Origin of the sequence: Caballeronia hypogeia, from assembly GCF_001544875.2 — a bacterium.
GTDB lineage: Bacteria > Pseudomonadota > Gammaproteobacteria > Burkholderiales > Burkholderiaceae > Caballeronia > Caballeronia hypogeia.
The window spans coordinates 91,989-110,833 of record NZ_FCOA02000014.1; the positions used below are offsets into that span (position 1 = coordinate 91,989).

Below are 18,845 nucleotides of genomic sequence, written 5' to 3' on the forward strand. Positions count from 1 at the left end.
GTGCGATGAGCAAACGATGGAGATTCATCGGCGGCGCGGGCGCCGTGACGCTCGCGCTGTTCGGAGCGGGCTTCGGCGGTGCGCTCGCCATGCACGCGGAACACGGCTTCGATCCGCGTAATCTCGCGCGCACGCTGGCGCCGCTCGGCTCCGAGCAGCAATGCGAGCGCTATTCCGGGATTCCAGCCAAGTGGCGCGACGATCCGCGCGCCGGCATGGTGCATCTGCGCGGCGGCGAGTTCATCCTCGGCAGCAAGCTGGGTTACGAGGACGAGCGTCCGGCGGGCGATGGCAAGACGAAAGTCGACGGCTTCTGGATCGATCAGACCGATGTGACCAACGCGCAGTTCGCCGCTTTCGTCGGCGCGACGGGTTACGTGACCGAAGCCGAGCGTCAGGGTGGCGCGGTCGTCTTCCATGTCCCGACCCGTGAGGAATTGAATGCTCGCGATCTCGCGTGGTGGTCGTGGGTGAAAGGCGCGTCGTGGAAGCATCCCACCGGATCTTCGAGCACATGGAAAGGCCACGAGAATCAGCCCGTGACCCTGGTCACGCTCGCCGATGCGCTCGCCTACGCGCACTGGCTCGGCCGCGATCTGCCGACCGAGGCCGAATGGGAATACGCGGGCAAGGCCGGTCGCGAAGGCGCGCAGCTCGACACTGCTCCTCGCGATGCGCGCGGCAAGCCATCGGCGAATTACTGGCAAGGCGTGTTTCCGGTGCTCGATTCCGCCGAAGACGGTCATGCGGGTCTCTCGCCGGTAGGTTGCTATGCGGCGAATGATTTCAGGCTGTACGACATGATCGGCAACGCGTGGGAATGGACCAAGGACCCCTACACCGGTCCGCGTCAGCCGCATTCGAACGGCGACACGACGGCGGTGGTTCCCGTGCGCAAACACGACACGGCCATGGTCATCAAGGGCGGCTCGTTCCTGTGCGCGCAGGATTATTGCGTGCGCTACCGGGCGTCGTCGCGCGAGCGGCAGGAAGCGGACTTGCCCGCCTCGCATATCGGCTTTCGCACCGTGCTGAGGGACGGCTGATGCGCGCACGATTTGCCTTGGCCGCGCCGCTTTTGGCGATCTTTCTCGCGACGACGGCGCTTGCCGCGGAGAAGCCGCTTCGCATTGGCGTCGTCCCGGGCGAGGAAGCCACCATCGTCGCACATGTGCGGGAAGTCGCGGCGAAACAGGACTTGCCGCTCGACATCGTCAGTTTCGACGATGCCACGCGCGTCGACGCGGCGCTTGCGAACGGCACGATCGATGCCGCCAGCTTCGAGGACGAAGCCAGCCTCGTCGCCCGCAGCGCGCGCGACGGCTACGCGATCGAAAGCGTCGCCGCGACTGTGACCTTACCGATGGCGTTCTACTCGCGCAAGCTCGCATCGATCGCGTCCTTGCCGCGCGGCGCGATCATCGTCGTTCCTGCCGATGCAGCGGGCACCGCGCGCGCGTTGATCCTCTTGCAGAACTACGCGCTTATCACGCTGAAAGATAATGCGGGCCTTCATCCGACGCTCGCGGACATCATCGGCAATCGCTTCGGTCTGAAGATCCGCCGTGTGGACCGCGCGAAGCTCTACGGCGCGCTCGACACGGCGAGCTTCGTCGCGATGAACGCCGACGATGCCGCGCGCAACAAGCTAAAGCCGGGGCGCGACAGCATCGGTATCGAAGATGCGCGGTCGCCTTATCAGCATGTGCTCGCCGTGCGCACGCGGGACGCGAAGGCGGCGTGGGTCGCGCGACTGATTCGCGTCTATCATTCCGACGACGTCGCGCATTTCATTCTTACGCAGTATCAGGATTCAGTGCGCCGGCCGTGGTGAACACCTACTCGTTCGACTGCACCGCGTGCGGCAAGTGCTGCAACAGTCCACCAGCGATGTCGCTGCGCGAACTGTTCGGGCACCGCGACCTGTTCGTCGGCTGCATCGCGCTCGGGCGCGTTCGGCGCGACGCGAACACGCCACTGCACGCGTTTCCCGTTGATGAAGCGAACACCATCACGATCACGACGCTTGCGCTCGATTACTCGTCGATCGGCCGCTGTCCTGCGCTCGCGGATGACGGACTGTGCAGTCTTCATGTAAAGGGAAAACCGGACCAGTGCATCGCAGTGCCTCTCGATCCGCTCGTCCCCGATCATCTGCAACATGCGGTGCTTGCGCAGCGTTCGACCGGCGCGGGATGGATTGGTGCGCAATGCATCCGTCCTGGCGAGCACGCGGAAGCGATGCTCCTGCGCGGGAACGAAATCGTCGATGAAGAGGCAAAGGCTGCCGTGCAACGCAGACGCGCCGCGATGCTCATCGAGCGCGATTTATGGAGCGCGGCGATATTCAATGATCTGTCGCGCGAGTTCGACCAGCCGCGTCGCATGCTGGCGATGCTTCCCGAATACGGGTATCGCACCATACCGATCGTGCCGGCGCTTCTTGCCATCGGAGTAATGTCAACGGAACTGGCGCAGATTTGCATCGCTTATATCGATGCGCAGAGGTCGCTCATTCAGCGTAACGTGACGCAGGCCATGCAACGCCGCTGCCTAGACGACCGTCCGATGACGCAGACGCTGCGAAGCTTTGCCGATGCGCTGGTGCATGCTCGGGTTCGTCTCGCGGAGTTGCCGCCGCGGGCGGTGAGCGCTCCGCTTGTGAGAAAGGCTGAAGCTTGGCTGCTCGGCTGACGGTCGCCGCGTTCTCTTGGCGATCGGCACGGGCGGCGGAGCCAAAGGCCGAGAAACACTTTAGAGACCAGTTCAAGAAGCCTGTTCTGCCCGTCTGAAAATGATCCAGCAGAGGAGAGAGCAGCCTAGTTTCAAGAACGCTTCGTGACTGTCGGCACGACGCTCGAAGCGAATACGACGACGACGAAAATTGCGGAGCCAGGAGTGAGTTCGTTCGACGACCCACCGATATTTGCCCAGCCCGTTACCGTGTTGACGGCGGCGCTTGGCGATTACCGGTTTGACACCGCGATGGCGTAGTTGCTGACTGTTGGTGTGGTGGATGAGCGTCTCATGTTCGTGTCCGGGTTAGTCGCGGCGTTTGTTGCGGCGTTTGTTGCGCCATTCCCATACCCGGTTATTCACCAATTTGTAAACCACACCGGCCACGACAAGGATCGCAATCACAGCGGTCGTGTCCTCGCACCATATAGAATGGCAGGGATACCCAGCTTGTACTGCCATCGCAGGTTCGGCCAACATCACCAACAGTATAAGAAGCGCCACCAACCGTTTCATGTTCGTCTCCGATCAAGATCCCGGTCCCCGCCAGCTCGTCGGCGAACCCACGAAACGCACAAGTCGTCGTAAATGACCGGCGCTTCCATCCCTGGGCTCATTGTTATGGTGCCCAAGGTTAACCGGTCGCCGAAAATGCTAACCTCCCCCTGAAGGGGTATTTGAACTGGCCTCTTAGCGAGCTGCTCCGATTGCAGCGCACGCGCCACTTTGTCGTGCACCACCTGTGCAGTATCAGTCAGTTGCGACGAGCTGGATTTGAACGTGATCATCATGCAAAGAAGGTTTCCTTGGGGGTCGCGCCGTTTTCGGCTTCGATAGCGCGTAGCCTCGGAGGGCGTCGTCGCGCCGTGCATCCGGCGTGAGCGCCTGCGTCACCGCCCGCTCATCGATGTCCGGCTCTCCCATGACGGGGGCGGCGTGAACCATGTGCGTCAGCCCGAAGACGCACAGGGCCGCGATGAACAGACAGCGTGCCAACGGTGTATGCAAGGAGAAGCGGACAATGTGTGACATACGGCGACCCTCGAAAAGTCTGACCGTCGGGAACCCGTCCTCGTCGTGTTCGCGGACATCGCCCGAGAGTCACCGACTGGAATCCCTGCTTTGATTGCCTCTTCCTGACAAAACGAACGAACCGCGCCTGATTTGAAGAGCTGCGCCGTGGCGCACCATTCGGTTGTGCTCCTTTCTCTTTCACGGCTAACCATCGTGACCGCAGCGCTCCGACCCACTCCTATCCCGGGCAAGTCCGGTCGGATGCGATCGCGTACCGGAGCGTACGTGCTGTGCGGCCGGCACATCCCTGCCGATACGACCATTCGAGCCCGTCGGCGTTTGTGTCCGCACCAGCATCCACCCGCCTTCGGGAAAGGCGTGCGACAAGTCGAGTGGCCGGGACCGTGCGGCATTACGCCGCCAAACATTATCATTTACATTCGGCAATCGAATGACCGTATGCTGACCGAAACCGCCGCCTGAATGTCCGAGTGATACAACAGACGAACGTCTCGTTGTGGCCCGACTCCGGAAGTTGCCGAGCTAAATAGAAAGCCGCCTCAAGATCGCACCTGGCAGGTTGCTCCCGCATGCGCATTTGTCCACGGCTTACGTGGATAAGCATTTAGATAACCCGCAGAACCAAACGCTATGTTCATGATACAAAAAACAAATCGCATAGTGATGCGTGTTGCGGCAACGTAGATGGAATGGTCGCCTCCCGCCATAACGGTCGTCCGCGGCGGCTCTGCTAGCCGGAGCGATTGCGCCTGCTCTTGACCCGACGTCCGACCAACGTCGTTGCTGTTGCACTCGCGAACAAGATGGCAAGAACGATTTGGGCCCTGTTGGCCTATGGTCGAACGTATCAGGCCTCACCCGTACAGTAATCACGCTCGTAGCCTTTTAACCATCCACGGTTGCATAGGTGAATTGAACGACGGCAAGACAGGTTGGACCGCGCAAAGGCAAGCCTGAGACGTTACTCGGACATCAAGTCCGCTTTGTGGATTAGGACCTTTGCGGCGAAATCCATCGGGGCCGGCGGGCACGCCCGCGATCGAGTCCGGATATAAGTCCGCAACCACCCTTCTCGCCGCGCACAATTACCTTGCAAATGAGAGACGACTATATAAGTAGTGTCGTACTTGAGCAAAGTACAGATGTCGCACCGGAGGCGCGTTTCGAGGTCAAGCTGAGCTGGTTTTCGCAACCACGGCAAATCAATGGCGCTCTACGGCAACCGCGTGAGCGTGTCTCGCAGCGTGGTGGCGCGCAAGACGCGGCGCCGCGTCTTGCGGGCTCGCGCCGCACAACAGCATGCAGGCTCGGGCGCGCCTTATATTTTTTCGCGAGATGGGAGGCACGTTACACCTTCGACACGGAACCCGCGTCAGGAATCGGTGAGGACTGTCGGCGCTGCCCTCAGCGCTTGCGTCATCAGGGCCAGCGCCGCCCTGTCGCCCGCCGGATCAGCCTGAATGCGACCGTCGAGCGCCAGTGTCGCCAATCCGTGAACGAGTCCCCAGCAGGCGAGCGCTCCGGCTTCGACCCGGTGCGGCGCCAGCTCTGCCACCCGCCGTACCATCAGCGCATAAGCGCCCTGACACTCCTCATGCGGCAGATTCAGCCCCGCCCCATCCGCGAACATCAGTCGGAACAGCGCCGGATGTGCTCGCGCGAAACCAACATAGGCCAAGCCCTGCGCTGTCAGTGCTTCGCCCGGATCGCCTGCCATGTCGGCGCGCGCGGCGTCCGCCTCCAGCATGGAAAAACCCTTGAGCGCGACGGCGCCCATCAGCGCCGCCTTGTCTTCGAAATGGCGATAGGGCGCCATCGCCGAAACCCCCGCTGCCCGCGCGACTGCACGCAAGCTGACATCGCTCTCGCCTTGTTCGAGCAAGGCCAGCGCGCAATCAACCAGGCGATCACGAAGAGAAGAAACGGAATCGCTCATCGATGTTTACACTGTAATCATTCGGGACTATGCTTACAGCGTAAACATCAGGGAGTCGCCATGCAAGCCTCCGTCACCCGTAGGTCGGTCGACCTCAGCGCCTATCCGGATCTCGTGGTCGTCATTTTGGGCTTTCGCGTTCGCAGGCTGCGGGGGATCGCCGCCGTGCTCGGCATCGGCAAGAGTCTGCGACAGATCGAGGCAAACCCGCCCGCAGGACTATTGTCCAGCGAGCAGTTTCTCTTTGCCCTCAACCATGTCGGTATCCGCCAGTATTGGCGTGATCTCGAATGCCTCGAAGCTTTTACCCGAAGCGAGCCACATTCTCGCTGGTGGCGCGACTTCCTGCGCGACAGCGGGGGCGCGGGCTTCTGGCATGAAAGCTATAGCCGGCAGGGAATGGAAGCGGTCTATATCGACATGCCCGGCCCCGTGGGATTCGACCGCTTCGCGCCGGAGCGCCAGCCGACCGGACCATTCATGAGTGCGCGACAGCGGATGGCGACCAGTTAGACCTGCTCCAGTTCGGACCGAGCACGGACGGAAACGACATGTGCGCGAACTCTGGAGCTGACCATTACCCATCCGCGCCAGCACCATTGCCTTTCATCGCGCGAAACATGGGCAGCGCTTGCGCTCACGATGTCGGTGGTTCACATTGAGACGAAGGATGACTGATCGCCGCTTCCGGAGATTTTCCGGATTCCGGCAGGGAGATGTTTGATGGAGAACGGCAGACCGCCACCACGGCGTGTGTCATATGAGAAAGGGAATCCGTTCGGCGGCTCCGGATGGTTCGGCCGATTGCTGGGCCTGGTATTGAGCGTGATCGTACTCGTGGCGGCCGCGATGCTGTCGTTGGTGCTGCTCGCCGTGCTATTCGGGGTGGGCACGATCGTCGTCGGATATCTCTGGTGGAAGACGCGCGCGTTGCGTCGGCAGATGCGTGCGTTCGGCGACGATGGCCGGACCGTCGACGTCGAGGTCGTCCCCAGGGACTCGCCCGACGATGATCCCGCGAAACGCTGACGATCGATTACGCGCGATTACGCGCGCCTGATCGTCCGCCCCTCTGACATCGCCAAGCCATGCAATCAACTGGCGAGTCGACCGCGAAGTGCGACCATCACATGCACCACGAACCGTCGAACGGTGGAATCAGGTGGCGCAACTGGAACGCAATTGAGATCTCGAACCAGCTCGACGCCGGCTCACCCTTCTCCACCGGCCCCCTGACTTCACGGATCGACTTTCGGAGGTGGTGCGCCCGCCGATCGAATGGAACGCGATTCATCCGGGAAGTCGAGCTTCTCACACCAGGACGAAATCGAAACGCGCCGCCTTTTGAGCGCCGTCGTCATCGATGGTCATCAGCAGTCGGCGATCGAACAAGGAATCGACAGCGTTTCTTCGCTCGTCAGGAAAGTACAGTTGGGTAGTCAAAACCGGCCCCTTGGGCGGTCGCAAAGTGACATGAAAGTGTCGTGTGCGTCCCGGATACAGGCCCGGCACGATGGTCTCGAGACGATAGCGTCCCTCGCTGTCGGTGAATTGGTGGCCGCGCAGGCGGAATCCCTCGACGTCGTACGCTCCGGCGTCGTCAGCGTGCCAGAAATCGAGCAATGCACCGGACACCGCGATGCAGCGTGACGACCAGACGCGGCCACTCAGGACAATCTTCGTTCCGTTGATGCCTGGTTCCAGCAGCGAGACTCGCTGCGGCGAGTGAGGCAGAAAGAACGGCCCCGCCGTTTGCCGTCGGGTCGGTTCGTGGTCATCGGCGCATCCGGGTGTCGCTGAAACTGCATCGTCGACATTTCCGAAAGCCAATAGCAATAACGTGGACGGAACCGTGCATGATCTGCGAAGAAAATCACGCCGTCCCAGGCTCACTCTGCGTGTCTGCATGATCGACACTCCCTGCTTCCCGCTCGATCGGATCGCCGCGCACGCCGCACAGCAATCGAACGCCAACGAGCGCCCTCGTGGCAAACGGTGCCCGCCATCCTGTGCACATATGGTAAGCCGATCTTTCAGATCGGGTGAACAAGATTGGCGAGCGGCCGTGCCACGCGGTTCCCGAGCGTCATTTCAGACGGCGTTCGGTGGTCCCCCACGAGAAGCGGCCCGCCCCGCTGTAGCCAGCGTTCTGCTCGGTTCGACGCCGCTTCTCGCCCGAACGCATCCTACTTCGCCGAAAGCAGATGCGGCAGAAACTGCGGGATGTGCGGGAAAAAGATGATCAACATGAGGTCGATCACGAGCGCGAGAATGAACGGCAGGATGGCGCGCGTCGCCTTCTCCACCGACACGCCGCCGATGGACGCCGCCGTGAACAGGCAGAAGCCGATCGGCGGCAGATTGATGCCGATGGCGGAGTTGATCAGCACGATCACGCCGAACACGATCGGATCGATGTGCATCTGCACGACGAGCGGCAGGAAGACCGGAATCACCACCGCGATGCTCGATATCGTTTCGAGCACGGTGTGCGCCGCGATCAGAAACAGATTGATCAGGATCAGCAGGACGATCGCACTCGTGGTAATGGCGAGAAAGCTGTTCGCCACATGCAACGGAATCTGCGCTTCGATCAGATACCGCCCGAGCACGAACGCGAGTCCGAGCAGGAACGACACGCGCGTGGTATTCACCGACGTGCGCACGAGAATGTCCTTGAAGTGCGACAGCTTGAGCGTGCGGAAGATGAACGCGCTGACCAGCGTCACGTAGGTTGCGGCCACCACACCCGCCTCGACCGGCGTGAAGATGCCGCCGAGAATGCCGCCCAGGATGATGACCGGCGTGAGCAGCGCCCAGAACGCCTCGCGGAATGTCTTCCAGAGCTTGCCCGCATCGAACGGTTCGACGGAACTGTAGCCGTGCCGCACGGCCGTCACATAGTTCACGATCATGAACGATGCCACGACCAGCAGCATCGGAATGATGCCGGCGATGAACATCGTGCCCACCGAGACGTTCGCGGTGTATGCATAGACCAGCATGCTCATCGATACCGGCGAAAGCAGGCCGAGCGATCCCGCCGCCGACTGCAGCGCCACCGCGAACGCACGGTTGTAGCCCTTCTTCACCATGCCCGGGATCATGACCGAACCGATCGCGGCGGTGTCCGCCGTGGCGGAGCCAGAGAGATCGGCGAAGAACATGCTCGCGACGATCGTCACCTGCCCGATGCCGCCGCGCATGAATCCCACCAGCGCCTGCGAAAACTCGATGATGCGCTTCGAGACGCCGCCCGAATCCATGATCGCGCCCGTCAGCATGAAGAACGGAATGGCGAGCAGGCCGACGTTGTTGAGATTGGAGAAGAGCTGCTGCGGAATGACGAGCAGCGGCGTGCCGTTGGCCGACAGCGCAAGCGTCGCCGCGATGCCGATGCAGATGGCCACCGGCACGCCAAGGCCGAGCAGCCCCGCTCCCAAAGCGATTGCCCACATGATGTGATCCTTATCCTAGAGGTGTTCGGATACGCCCTCGACCAGCGCGGCGTCGGCCTGCGCCTGCGGCGCCAGATGCGAGACGACGATGCGCACCAGCGAATGAAACACGAGCAGGCCGCCGCATACCGGAATCGAGAGATAGGGATAGACCATCGAGATCGGGATCGAAGCGGCGGTTTCGGTCCCCATCAGCGCGAGCATGTCGGAGCCCCACATGACGAACACCGCGCCGAGCCCGAGAATCGCGCAGTCCGTGAAGTCCTTGAGCAGCGGCGCGAACGCCGCCGGCACGCGATCCGCGAGCACGCGCACTTCCGGATGCGCGCGCAGTTTCACGCCCGCCGCCGCGCCGAGACACGTGAGCCACACGAACAGATAGGACGCGACCTCATCCGACCACGACAGCGAATCGTGCAGCACGAAGCGGAAGATCACGCCGAGCCCGGCCACGATCACGGCCGCGAGCAACAGGCTGCCGCACACAAAGAGATTGATCTTGAGCACGATGTTGTCCACGAACATCAAGCCGCGCGCGAGCCTTTCCATACGGGTCATCTCCGTCGTCTGAGTTGCGCCTTCCCTGTCGTTCCCGTGCATCATTTCGATGCGACCGCCGAGGCCTGCTTGGCGGCGTTCATCTCCTGATAGAGCGCGGGGCCGTCGGGAATCTTCGCGATCAGTTCCTCACGCGCGGCCTTCGTCGCTTCGGCCCACGGCGCCGTATCGACGACCGTGACCTGAATGCCCTTCTGCTTCATGGTCGCGATGGCCGCGTCGTACTCGCGCTTGTATTCCTGGAGATCGAAATCCGCCGCGATCTTCGCCGACTCCTGGAACGCCTTCTGATCCTCGGGCGAGAGCTTGCTCCATGACGCCTTGCTCATCGCCAGCACGACCGGAAGATAGTTCACGTGCGTCACATAGAAATGCTTGGCGACATCGGAGAACTTGTCCTGCACGAACTGTTCTGGCGATGTGTCCGCACCATCGACGAGACCTTGCGAGAGCGCGAGGAACAACTGGTTGTAGGCGAGCGGCGTCGGATTCGCGCCGAGCGCCTTGTAGCCCGCGATATAACCCGGGCTCTGCATCACGCGCACCTTCAGGTCCTTCATGTCCGCGAGCGAGGTGACGGGCCGCTTGGTCGTGAAGAGATTGCGCTCGCCCACCGCGAGCCACGTGAGTCCGACCATGTTCACGGGCTGCATCATGTCGAGATACTTGCGGCCGAGCGGCCCCTGCAGCACGCGGTTCGCCTCGTCCATGTTCGAGAACAGATACGGCATGTCGAAGATCTGCCACTGCTTGATCGTGTTGTCGATCGGCGCCTGCGCGGAAATCATGAGGTCCTGCGTGCCGGTGCGCAGCGCCTGCGTCATCTGCACTTCGCCGCCCAGTTGCGATTGCGGGAAGAGTTCGATCTTCACGTGTCCGTGCGTGCGCTGCGCGACTTCCTTCGCAAAGACCTGAGCGGTGAGCTGGTAATGATTGTCCGGAGCGAGCGTGTGACCGAGCTTCATCACGATCTCGTCAGCGAAGGCACTCGTCGACGCAGCTACGCACATTGCGGCAACGGCCGCGCTCACGGCCACGCGCAGCATGCGTTGCGCCTTGAAAAGCGAATTCATGTTGTCTCCTTTGCGACATGGACACCGCCTCTCCTGTGCCCTGCTTCATGCGATGCAGGGTCCGGCGGGTTGACGCAAGTATTTGTGATCGCGGCGGCGGTGCGTTAGGACCGCGCTTCGGATTTCTTGGACTTTTTTACGCCCGTGCGGCGCAATCACGTCCGTGCTGCAAAAAAGTCCAAAAGATCGCTCGAACCGTCCTACCGGTCGCATGGAGCCGCTCTTTAAAGTGATTTCCACAGTGATGGCGCGGCACCCAATCGGGCCGCACCGTGTTTACCCCAACCGCTTATCACGAGCTTCGACATGGCCAAACGCCCTCATATGGATTGCTACGCAATCGGCGACACCGCCGATTTCGCCAAGACGGTCTCCGAGTACGACATCTACGGTTTTGCCGGCATCGTCGGCGATTTCTATGCGGTGCATCTGAACGAGGAGTACGCGAAACACACGCGCTTCGAAAAGCGCATCGCGCAAGGATGCCTCTCGGTCGGTTTCCTTTCCACGGTGATGGGCTACATGGCCGCGAAGGCGCCGAGCCCGGGCGCGGTCTCGTATCGCTATGACATCACGTTCAATGCGCCGGTCTTCATTGGCGATACGGTCACCGCGCGCCTCACGCTCGAAGAGAAAGACGAAGAGCGCAACGTGTGTGTGTTCGCCGCCGATGTGACGCGCCAGGACGGCGTCGTCGTCGCATCGGGCAAGACGTATCTGAAAGTGCTGTGATCATGCCGACGAACACGCTTCCCGTTCTCGCCGCGCAATACGGCCCGCTGCGCCTGCTGACGCTCAATCGCGCCGACAAGCTCAACGCGTTCACACCCGAGATGCTCGCAGCGCTCGAGAGCGCGCTCGACGAAGCCGCCGCCGATGACAGCACGCGCATCGTCGCGATCACCGGCAGCGGATCGAAGGCGTTCGCCGCGGGCAACGACATCGAGCGGCTCGCCGCGCTCGACGGCGTCGCCGCGTATCGCGACATGCTGGCGGGGCAGCGCGCGCTGCTGCGCCTGCACGAATACGCGAAGCCGACCATCGCGATGGTCAACGGCTATGCGCTCGGCGGCGGCTTCGAGCTCGCCCTCGCCTGCGACTTCCTGGTGGCGTCGGAGAATGCGAGCTTCGCGTTTCCCGAGATCACGCTCAACACGATGCCCGGCTGGGGCGGCACGCAACTCGCCGTCGCCAGGCTCGGACTCGCGTGCGCAAAGCGCTTCGTGCTGAGCGGACGGCGCTTTTCAGCGCGCGAGTGCGAGCCCTTCGGCTTCATTCACGACGTGGTCGCGCCCGGCGATCTCTTGGACGCCGTGCACGCACTGGCGACCACGCTCGCCGCCTTCGATCCGTTCGCGGTGGAAATGGCCAAGCGCGCGCTGAATCGCGCGAGCGAATTGCCCTTGTCGGCGGGACTCGATCTCGAAGCCGCGCACTACGCGGTCAATTTCTCGAGCGAAGGCGCCCGCGCCGGCTTGCGGCAATTCATGGATCGGCGGCTCGCACGGCGCACGGCCCGAACCGACACGGTTCCGACATCACCATGAGGACGACGATGAACACGCTGCCGCACTGGCTCGGCGAGCAACACACGATGATTCGCGAGGCGGTTCGACGTTTCGCCGAAAAGGAAATCGCGCCGCGCTCGGAGATGCTCTGGGAGCAGGAGGCGTTTCCCTACGACATCTGGAGCCAGGCGGGCGCGCTCGGTTTCACGGGCCTGCCCTATTCCGAGGAATGGGGCGGCGGCGGCGGCGACTGGCTTTCGTTCGTCATCGTGCTGGAAGAGCTCGCTCGCGTGGACTGCGCGGTCGCCAATGCGCTGATGGCGAACTCGACGGTCGCGAGCCTGTTGTCGAACTACGGCACCGCCGCGCAGAAAGATCGCTATCTGCGGCCCATCATGACGGGCGCGCAGATCGGCTCGATCGGACTGTCGGAGCCGGACGCGGGATCGGACGCGGCGAACATCGGCACGCGCGCGGTGTTCGACGGCGAGCGCTGGATCATCGATGGCGCGAAGACCTTCATCAGCAATTCGGGCACGGAGATCGGCGGGCCGGTCGTGATCGCCGCCGTCACCGGCACGCGCGACGACGGCCGCAAGGAAATCTCGAACTTCATCGTGCCGTCGGGTACGCCGGGTTTTCAGACGGGGCGCAAGCTGCGCAAGATCGGCTGGCGCGCATCTATCACGCACGAGCTGTTCTTCGAGCGCTGCGCGATTCCCGCCGATCATCTGCTCGGCGAGCGCGGCGCGGGGCTGCGCCAGACACTTGCGCAGATCAGCACGGGGCGCATTCTCATCGGCGCGCTGGCGCTGGGCATTTTGCAGGGCTCGCTGGAACGCTCGATCGACTACATGAAGACGCGCCACGCATTCGGCCGCCCGATCGCGGAGTTTCAGGGTCTGCAGTTCAAGCTCGCCGACATGGCGACGCACGCGCACGCCGCGCGTCTGATGCTCTACGACGCCGCCGCGCGCAAGGACGCGGGCGAACCCTTCGATGCGCAGGCCTCGCAGGCGAAGCTGTTCGCGTCCGAGCAGGCGATGCACGCCGCGCATCAGGCGCTGCAGATTCACGGCGGCTACGGCGTGATGGCCGAGTTTCCGGTCGCGCGCGCGTTCGGCGACGCGAAGGTGCTCGAGATCGTGGAAGGCACATCCGAAATACAACGCATGATCATCGCGCGCGCGCTGCTCGCGTGAACGCGCGCCGGGATAAAGGGAGGGGGCATGCTGGAAGGCATCAAGGTTCTGAGCTTCACTCATTTTCTGCAAGGTCCCGCAGCCGTGCAGATGCTTGCCGATGTGGGCGCGGACGTCATCAAGATCGAGCCGCCGGGCGGCGCGTTCGAGCGTAGCTGGACGGGCGCGGACGCGTTCGTCGAAGGCGTGAGCGTGTTCTTTCTGCTCGGCAATCGCAATCAGCGCAGCCTGTCGCTCGATCTGCGCGAGGAAGCCGCGCGCGAGATCGTGTGGCGGCTGATCCGCGAAGCGGACGTGCTGATCGAGAACTATCGGCCCGGCGTGCTCGACAAGATGGGTTTCGGTTATGCGCAGGTCCACGAGGTGAATCCGCGGCTCGTGTATTGCTCGTGCACCGGATACGGCTCGTCCGGCCCCTATCTGAAGCGCCCCGGTCAGGACCTGCTGCTTCAGGCGATGAGCGGCATGACGATGCTTTCGGGCGAAGCGGACTCGCCGCCGACGCCGGTCGGCTCGGCCATCGTTGACCAGCATGCGGCGGTGCTCGCGGCATTCGGCGTCGTCGCCGCGTTGCAGGCGCGCGAGCGTACGGGCGTCGGCACGCGCGTCGAGAGCAATCTGCTCAATGCCGCGCTGGATCTGCAGATCGAGCCCTTCACGTATTACATGAACAAAGGTCCTCTCTGGAAGCGCACGCAGCCGCCGACGGGCAGCCGCTTCCATCCCGCGCCTTACGGCGTGTATCGCACGCTCGACGGCTATATCGCGATGTCGCTCACGCCGACGCAGAAGCTCGCCGGCGCGCTGTCCTGCCCCGAGCTGGCCGGATTCACGCATCCGAAGGACAACGTGCGTCGCCGCGACGAGATCAATCACCTCGTCTACGGAGCGCTGAAGACGCGCACGACGGAAGACTGGATGCGCATCTTCGAGGAGCACGACATCTGGTTCGCGCCGGTCAACGACTACGAACAGGTCGAGCGCGATCCGCAGGTGGCGCACAACCAGATGATCATGCAGCTCGATCACGACGAAGCGGGACCGGTGCGCCTGCTCGCGCATCCGGTGCGCTACGACGGCGAGGCGCCGCCGCTGCGCCGGCATCCGCCGCGTCAGGGACAACATACCCGCGAAGTGCTCGCGGAACTGGGATACACGCCGGAACAGATCGACGCCTATGTCGAACGCGGCATTGCATTGACTTCGAGGAGAAGCGCATGAACGCAAATACGCCGAATCTGCCGGGGCTGCTCCGCTTCGACGATGTGGACATCGGCCGCACGCAGACGATCGTGCACACCGTCACGGAAGCCGAGGTGGATGCATTCGGCAGGCTGTCGGGCGATCTGAACCCGCTGCACATGGAAAACGCATTCGCCGAGCGCTCGCCGTTCGGCAGGCGTGTCGTGCATGGGTTGCTGACGGCCGCGCTGGTGTCCGCCGCGCATACCGAACTGACGGGGCCGGGCTTCGCGTATGTCGGCCAGGAGCTGCGCTTTCTCGGTCCCGTCTATATCGGCGATACGGTGACGATCAACGTTTGCGTGGTCGAAAAGAAGCCCGCGAAGCACATCCTCGTGATGGACACGACGGTGCGTAACCAGCAGGGACGCGTCGTGCTGAGCGGCCTGTCCGCGCTGAAGGAGCTTCGTTTCGACAATGCGGTCGTGGCGCGCCCCGCCGCCGCTTAACGCTACGGGTCACGCGATGCATAGTGCAATTGCCAGTTACGGCGCGCACGGGCGCGCGGATACACTCGGGACGATACCCCTCGCGCCGCGGCGCACACGCCATGAGGAAGCCGTTGCACCGCCGGACCGGAGGAAACAGGTGGATACCGCATGTTGCTGCCACGTTCCTGTGATCAGGATCGAAGACTATGAATATGGCTCGCACGTCAAGTCGCCCGATTTTCATCTCGCGCCGATCGAAGCGCTGAAATCGACGCTGCCGTATCCGCATCGGCACGACTTCTATCACATGATGTGGGTAGTCGCGGGCAGCGGCTCGCACGTCATCGATTCGGTGCGCTATGACGTGCGGCCGCATACGCTCTACTTCATGGCGCCGGGCAGCGTGCACGATCTCGATCTGTCGGCGGACACTTTCGGTTATTCGCTGAGCTTCTCTTCCGAGTTCTTCGCGTTTCGCGTGCAGAACCGTCACTCGGAAACGGATGTGCCGGTGTACGACTTCGAGAAACTCGACCCGTGTCTCTTCCTCGGCGATGCGCAAGTACGCGAGCTCGCGCGCGTGATGGACGGCATCCGACAGGAGTATCAGGAAGAGTCGGTGGGCTATACCGACGCGATCTGGGCGTATCTGCACGTCTTTCTGATCAAGGTCGCGCGCATGTGCGACGCCGCCGCCATGCGCGACGCCGGCGCGTCGCGCAGCGTGCTGCTGTCGCGCCGCTTCAAGAGTCTGCTCGACAAGCATTTCCGCTCGGTGAACGAAGCGGCCGACTACGCGCGCCTGCTGAACGTCACAGAACGCGCGCTCAACGAAGCGACGCGCCAGGCGCTGGGAAGCACGGCGCCCAAGCTGATCCGCGAACGCGTGATGCTCGAAGCGAAACGGCTGCTGCTGCACTCGGAAGTGAATATCGCCGAGATCGCCGCGATGCTTTCCTTCGACGATCCCGCCTATTTCAGCCGCTGCTTTCGCAAGCACACGGGACGCTCGCCGATCGACTATCGGCGCAGTCTCGAGAAGCTCCATATCTGACGACGTATCCGCTTTCGGGTCCACCGCTACTCATTCGCGTGCGCGACGCACACGCATACAAGGAGACATCGTGTCGCTATCGAATTCATCGTTGCCCGTCACCGACGAACAGAAGCAGCTCTTCAGTCGCATTCTCGACCGCACGGCGGACAGGGTCGCCGCCGACGAGTTGGGCTTCGGCGTCGAGTTTCCGCAAGTCACCGGTCCCGATGGCGAATGGGTGCGGCTGCCCGCATCGCTGTCGGCGGGATACGACGGCGATGCCTGGAGTCACGGCAACTGGTTCTGCGGCTTCTGGGTCGGGCTGCTGCTGACGTCGCACCTGCATACCGGCGAAGCGCGCTTTCTCGAGTGGGCGCGCGCCCGCATGCGCCTCGTCGAGCAGCGCGCGCACGATCCCAACACGCATGACATCGGCTTCATCTTCGACAGCAGCGCCGTGCCGGGCCATCACGTGACCGGTGACGCGTGGTTCGCGGACATCGCGCTCGCAGCCGCCGACAAGCTGCGCGCACGCCTCGTCACGACACGGGCCGGCGCGTATCTCGCGTCGTGGGGACCGTTGTCCGATCCGCGCGGGCGCAGCGCATCCGCGATCGATACGATGGCGAATCTGTCGCTGCTCTACTGGGCCGCGAACTATGCGGACGACGGCAGCTATCGCCACGCCGCCGACGCGCACGCCGAGATGACCGCGCGCGCATTCGTGCGCAGCGACGACTCGACGTATCACGCCGTCGAATACGCTCTCGAAAGCGGCGCACGCAAGCGCGGCTACACGTTCCAGGGCGCGTTCGACGAGTCCGCGTGGAGCCGCGGTCAGGCATGGGCGATCTACGGTTACGTGAATTCCGCGCGCGAAACGGGCAAGCGTGCGTATCTCGATCTCGCCGAACGTCTCGCCGACTACTACGTGCGCCGTCTCGACGGACGTCACGTGCCGCCATGGGACTTCGACGCGAGCGGCCGCGAGGCCGAGATCAAGGACACGGCGGCGGCGGCCATCGTCGCATCGGCGCTCATCGAAATGGCGCGCGTGCATCCCGATGCGCAATCCGCGCAGAAGTGGGGACGTCACGGGCTCGCGATGCTCGAAGCGCTGTGCCGCGACGAGTTCACGAAGGACGGCCAGCACGGGCTGCTGCATAACTCCTGTTACTCGAAGCCCCATGGCATCGGCGTAGATGGCGCGACGATGTTCGGCGACTTCTTCTTCGTCGAGGCCCTGTGCCGCGTGGTTCATCCGGGAGGCCTGAGACCGCTCGACGCTCCGCATATTCCGCTCGCCTGAACGGTACGATGCCGGGCAGACCAGCCGTATCGCAGATGGCTTTCGCTAAAATCTGACACAATCCTGTTATCCGTCCGCAACAGGAGGCGAGCGTGCCAGGATTACTTCCCGATGTCGACCGAGATGGTCTGCTCGAATATTCGGTCGTCTACACCGACCGATCGATCAATCATATGTCGCAGCTCTTTCAGGGCGTCATGCGCGACATTTCCGATGCCCTGAAAAAAGTGTACAACGCGAAGTCCGCCGTTGTGGTCCCGGGCAGCGGGACTTTCGGTATGGAAGCCGTCGCGCGCCAGTTCGCGACGAACAGAAAATGTCTGATCATCCGCAATGGCTGGTTCAGTTTCCGCTGGTCCCAGATTTTCGACATGGGCGGCATTCCGTCTGAGTCGACGGTGTTGAAGGCGCGTCCCGTCGAGCAAGGGAGGCAGGCGGCCTATGCACCGCCGCCGGTGGAAGAAGTGGTCGCTGCGATCATGAAAAACAAGCCGGATCTGGTTTTCGCGCCGCACGTCGAAACCGCATCCGGGATGATGCTGCCCGATTCCTATTTGCGCGCGGTGGCCGACGCGGTTCATGCCGTCGGCGGAATGTTCGTACTGGATTGCATCGCGTCCGGTACGATCTGGGTCGACATGGAAGCCAGCGGCGTGGATGTGCTGATCAGCGCGCCGCAAAAGGGATGGAGCGCGCCACCCTGTTGTGCGCTGGTCATGCTCGGCCCGCTCGCCCGCGAAAGAATCGAGGCAACCACGAGCACCAGTTTCGCCTGCGATCTTCGCAAATGGCTGCAGATCATGGAAGCCTATGAGAACGGCGGGTTTGCGTACCACGCCACGATGCCCACGGACGGTCTCGCGAAACTGCGCGATGTCGTGAAAGAGACCGAAGCATACGGCTTCGACAAAGTGAGAGCGGAACAGCTTGAACTCGGCAAGCGCATTCGCTCACTCCTGGCTGACAAGGGTTTCTCGAGCGTGGCGGCCGAAGGCTTTGAAGCTCCGGGCGTCGTGGTCTGCTACACGGACGATGATGGAATTCGATCCGGCAAGAAATTCGCCGATGCCGGCTTGCAGATCGCGCCCGGTGTTCCTCTTCAATGCGACGAGCCTGACGATTTCAAGACCTTCCGCATCGGATTGTTCGGTCTGGACAAACTGCATGATGTCGAAAGCGCGGTGACCAGATTCGCCAGGGCACTGGACACGGTTCTTTAGCGCGACTTTCCGGACCACGCGCGCCATTGCGCTGCCTCGCTGCGACATCGGCGAGAGCAGCGCGAAAACTGCCGGACGGGCTATGCGCACATTTCAACCTT

At 62.7% G+C, this 18,845-nt stretch carries 21 protein-coding genes and 2 pseudogenes; 14 read left to right on the forward strand and 9 right to left on the reverse strand.

Annotated elements, in window-relative coordinates; translation table 11 throughout:
• Window positions 1-5: 5 nt before the first annotated feature.
• Window positions 6-1,046 carry a formylglycine-generating enzyme family protein gene (locus tag AWB79_RS20855; protein WP_096031580.1) on the forward strand — a complete coding sequence of 347 codons (1,041 nt, stop codon included), beginning with the start codon at window positions 6-8 and terminating at the stop codon, window positions 1,044-1,046.
• On the forward strand, window positions 1,046-1,834 hold the full coding sequence (locus AWB79_RS20860; protein WP_061169338.1) for a MetQ/NlpA family ABC transporter substrate-binding protein: 789 nt from the start codon (window positions 1,046-1,048) through the stop codon (window positions 1,832-1,834). The genes AWB79_RS20855 and AWB79_RS20860 overlap by 1 nt, the downstream gene beginning before the upstream one ends.
• Here the strand turns inward: AWB79_RS20860 and AWB79_RS39595 are convergent.
• Complete coding sequence (locus AWB79_RS39595; RefSeq protein WP_157695812.1) at window positions 1,807-2,295, reverse strand: hypothetical protein; 489 nt, start codon at window positions 2,293-2,295, stop codon at window positions 1,807-1,809. The two genes, AWB79_RS20860 and AWB79_RS39595, sit on opposite strands and share 28 nt — an antisense overlap.
• A gap of 15 nt (window positions 2,296-2,310) precedes the next feature.
• Here AWB79_RS39595 and AWB79_RS39600 point away from each other — a divergent pair, with 15 nt between their 5' ends.
• Window positions 2,311-2,694 (forward strand): hypothetical protein, encoded by a 384-nt coding sequence (locus tag AWB79_RS39600; protein WP_157695813.1) that lies wholly within the window; start codon window positions 2,311-2,313, stop codon window positions 2,692-2,694.
• Window positions 2,695-2,766: 72 nt separating this feature from the next.
• Here the strand turns inward: AWB79_RS39600 and AWB79_RS38370 are convergent.
• The 3 genes and pseudogenes from AWB79_RS38370 to AWB79_RS20870 all read right to left on the reverse strand — a co-directional run.
• Window positions 2,767-2,994: pseudogene (locus AWB79_RS38370) on the reverse strand (transposase); the annotation flags it as partial.
• A gap of 48 nt (window positions 2,995-3,042) precedes the next feature.
• Window positions 3,043-3,252, reverse strand: coding sequence for a hypothetical protein (locus tag AWB79_RS39605; protein ID WP_157695814.1), 210 nt, complete (start codon window positions 3,250-3,252; stop codon window positions 3,043-3,045).
• A gap of 234 nt (window positions 3,253-3,486) precedes the next feature.
• Window positions 3,487-3,768, reverse strand: a complete 282-nt coding sequence (locus tag AWB79_RS20870; protein ID WP_061169340.1) for a hypothetical protein — start codon at window positions 3,766-3,768, stop codon at window positions 3,487-3,489.
• A gap of 755 nt (window positions 3,769-4,523) precedes the next feature.
• Here AWB79_RS20870 and AWB79_RS38375 point away from each other — a divergent pair.
• Window positions 4,524-4,640: pseudogene (locus AWB79_RS38375) on the forward strand (IS110 family transposase); the annotation flags it as partial.
• 503 nt (window positions 4,641-5,143) lie between these two features.
• On the opposite strand, the gene AWB79_RS20875 reads toward AWB79_RS38375, so the two are convergent.
• Complete coding sequence (locus tag AWB79_RS20875; RefSeq protein WP_061169341.1) at window positions 5,144-5,707, reverse strand: TetR/AcrR family transcriptional regulator; 564 nt, start codon at window positions 5,705-5,707, stop codon at window positions 5,144-5,146.
• A 60-nt stretch (window positions 5,708-5,767) separates the two neighbouring features.
• Between AWB79_RS20875 and AWB79_RS20880 the strand changes: the two genes are divergently transcribed.
• Together AWB79_RS20880 and AWB79_RS20885 are read left to right on the forward strand one after the other, a co-directional pair.
• Window positions 5,768-6,220: a monooxygenase family protein gene (locus AWB79_RS20880; RefSeq protein ID WP_061169342.1), complete on the forward strand. Its 453-nt coding sequence runs from the start codon at window positions 5,768-5,770 to the stop codon at window positions 6,218-6,220.
• A 210-nt stretch (window positions 6,221-6,430) separates the two neighbouring features.
• Entirely contained in the window at window positions 6,431-6,736 is a 306-nt protein-coding gene (locus tag AWB79_RS20885; RefSeq protein WP_061169343.1) for a hypothetical protein, read from the forward strand.
• Window positions 6,737-7,018: 282 nt separating this feature from the next.
• Here AWB79_RS20885 and AWB79_RS20890 read toward each other — a convergent pair whose 3' ends face one another.
• The 4 genes from AWB79_RS20890 to AWB79_RS20905 form a co-directional block, all read right to left on the reverse strand.
• Window positions 7,019-7,615, reverse strand: a complete 597-nt coding sequence (locus AWB79_RS20890; RefSeq protein WP_061169344.1) for a dioxygenase family protein — start codon at window positions 7,613-7,615, stop codon at window positions 7,019-7,021.
• Between the two features lie 278 nt (window positions 7,616-7,893).
• Complete coding sequence (locus AWB79_RS20895; RefSeq protein ID WP_061169345.1) at window positions 7,894-9,165, reverse strand: TRAP transporter large permease; 1,272 nt, start codon at window positions 9,163-9,165, stop codon at window positions 7,894-7,896.
• A 15-nt stretch (window positions 9,166-9,180) separates the two neighbouring features.
• Window positions 9,181-9,714 (reverse strand): TRAP transporter small permease, encoded by a 534-nt coding sequence (locus AWB79_RS20900; protein WP_061169422.1) that lies wholly within the window; start codon window positions 9,712-9,714, stop codon window positions 9,181-9,183.
• A 50-nt stretch (window positions 9,715-9,764) separates the two neighbouring features.
• Window positions 9,765-10,796 carry a TRAP transporter substrate-binding protein gene (locus tag AWB79_RS20905; RefSeq protein ID WP_061169346.1) on the reverse strand — a complete coding sequence of 344 codons (1,032 nt, stop codon included), beginning with the start codon at window positions 10,794-10,796 and terminating at the stop codon, window positions 9,765-9,767.
• 306 nt (window positions 10,797-11,102) lie between these two features.
• Here AWB79_RS20905 and AWB79_RS20910 point away from each other — a divergent pair, with 306 nt between their 5' ends.
• From AWB79_RS20910 to AWB79_RS20945, 8 genes are all read left to right on the forward strand, one after another.
• Window positions 11,103-11,528 carry a MaoC family dehydratase gene (locus tag AWB79_RS20910; protein WP_063963513.1) on the forward strand — a complete coding sequence of 142 codons (426 nt, stop codon included), beginning with the start codon at window positions 11,103-11,105 and terminating at the stop codon, window positions 11,526-11,528.
• Window positions 11,529-11,530: 2 nt separating this feature from the next.
• Window positions 11,531-12,343 (forward strand): enoyl-CoA hydratase/isomerase family protein, encoded by an 813-nt coding sequence (locus AWB79_RS20915; protein WP_061169348.1) that lies wholly within the window; start codon window positions 11,531-11,533, stop codon window positions 12,341-12,343.
• Window positions 12,340-13,506, forward strand: a complete 1,167-nt coding sequence (locus AWB79_RS20920; RefSeq protein ID WP_198399065.1) for an acyl-CoA dehydrogenase family protein — start codon at window positions 12,340-12,342, stop codon at window positions 13,504-13,506. Before AWB79_RS20915 ends, AWB79_RS20920 begins: the two co-directional genes overlap by 4 nt.
• A 27-nt stretch (window positions 13,507-13,533) precedes the next feature.
• Window positions 13,534-14,727 carry a CaiB/BaiF CoA transferase family protein gene (locus AWB79_RS20925; RefSeq protein WP_061169350.1) on the forward strand — a complete coding sequence of 398 codons (1,194 nt, stop codon included), beginning with the start codon at window positions 13,534-13,536 and terminating at the stop codon, window positions 14,725-14,727.
• A complete protein-coding gene (locus AWB79_RS20930) occupies window positions 14,724-15,197 on the forward strand; it encodes a MaoC family dehydratase (protein WP_061169351.1) in 474 nt (157 codons plus the stop codon). The genes AWB79_RS20925 and AWB79_RS20930 overlap by 4 nt, the downstream gene beginning before the upstream one ends.
• Before the next feature lie 139 nt (window positions 15,198-15,336).
• Window positions 15,337-16,233 carry a helix-turn-helix domain-containing protein gene (locus AWB79_RS20935; RefSeq protein WP_061169352.1) on the forward strand — a complete coding sequence of 299 codons (897 nt, stop codon included), beginning with the start codon at window positions 15,337-15,339 and terminating at the stop codon, window positions 16,231-16,233.
• A gap of 70 nt (window positions 16,234-16,303) precedes the next feature.
• Window positions 16,304-17,524, forward strand: coding sequence for an AGE family epimerase/isomerase (locus AWB79_RS20940; protein WP_061169353.1), 1,221 nt, complete (start codon window positions 16,304-16,306; stop codon window positions 17,522-17,524).
• Between the two features lie 92 nt (window positions 17,525-17,616).
• The gene (locus tag AWB79_RS20945) at window positions 17,617-18,744 is read left to right on the forward strand and encodes an aminotransferase class V-fold PLP-dependent enzyme (protein ID WP_061169354.1); all 1,128 of its coding nucleotides are present in this window, start codon (window positions 17,617-17,619) and stop codon (window positions 18,742-18,744) included.
• Window positions 18,745-18,845: the final 101 nt, after the last annotated feature.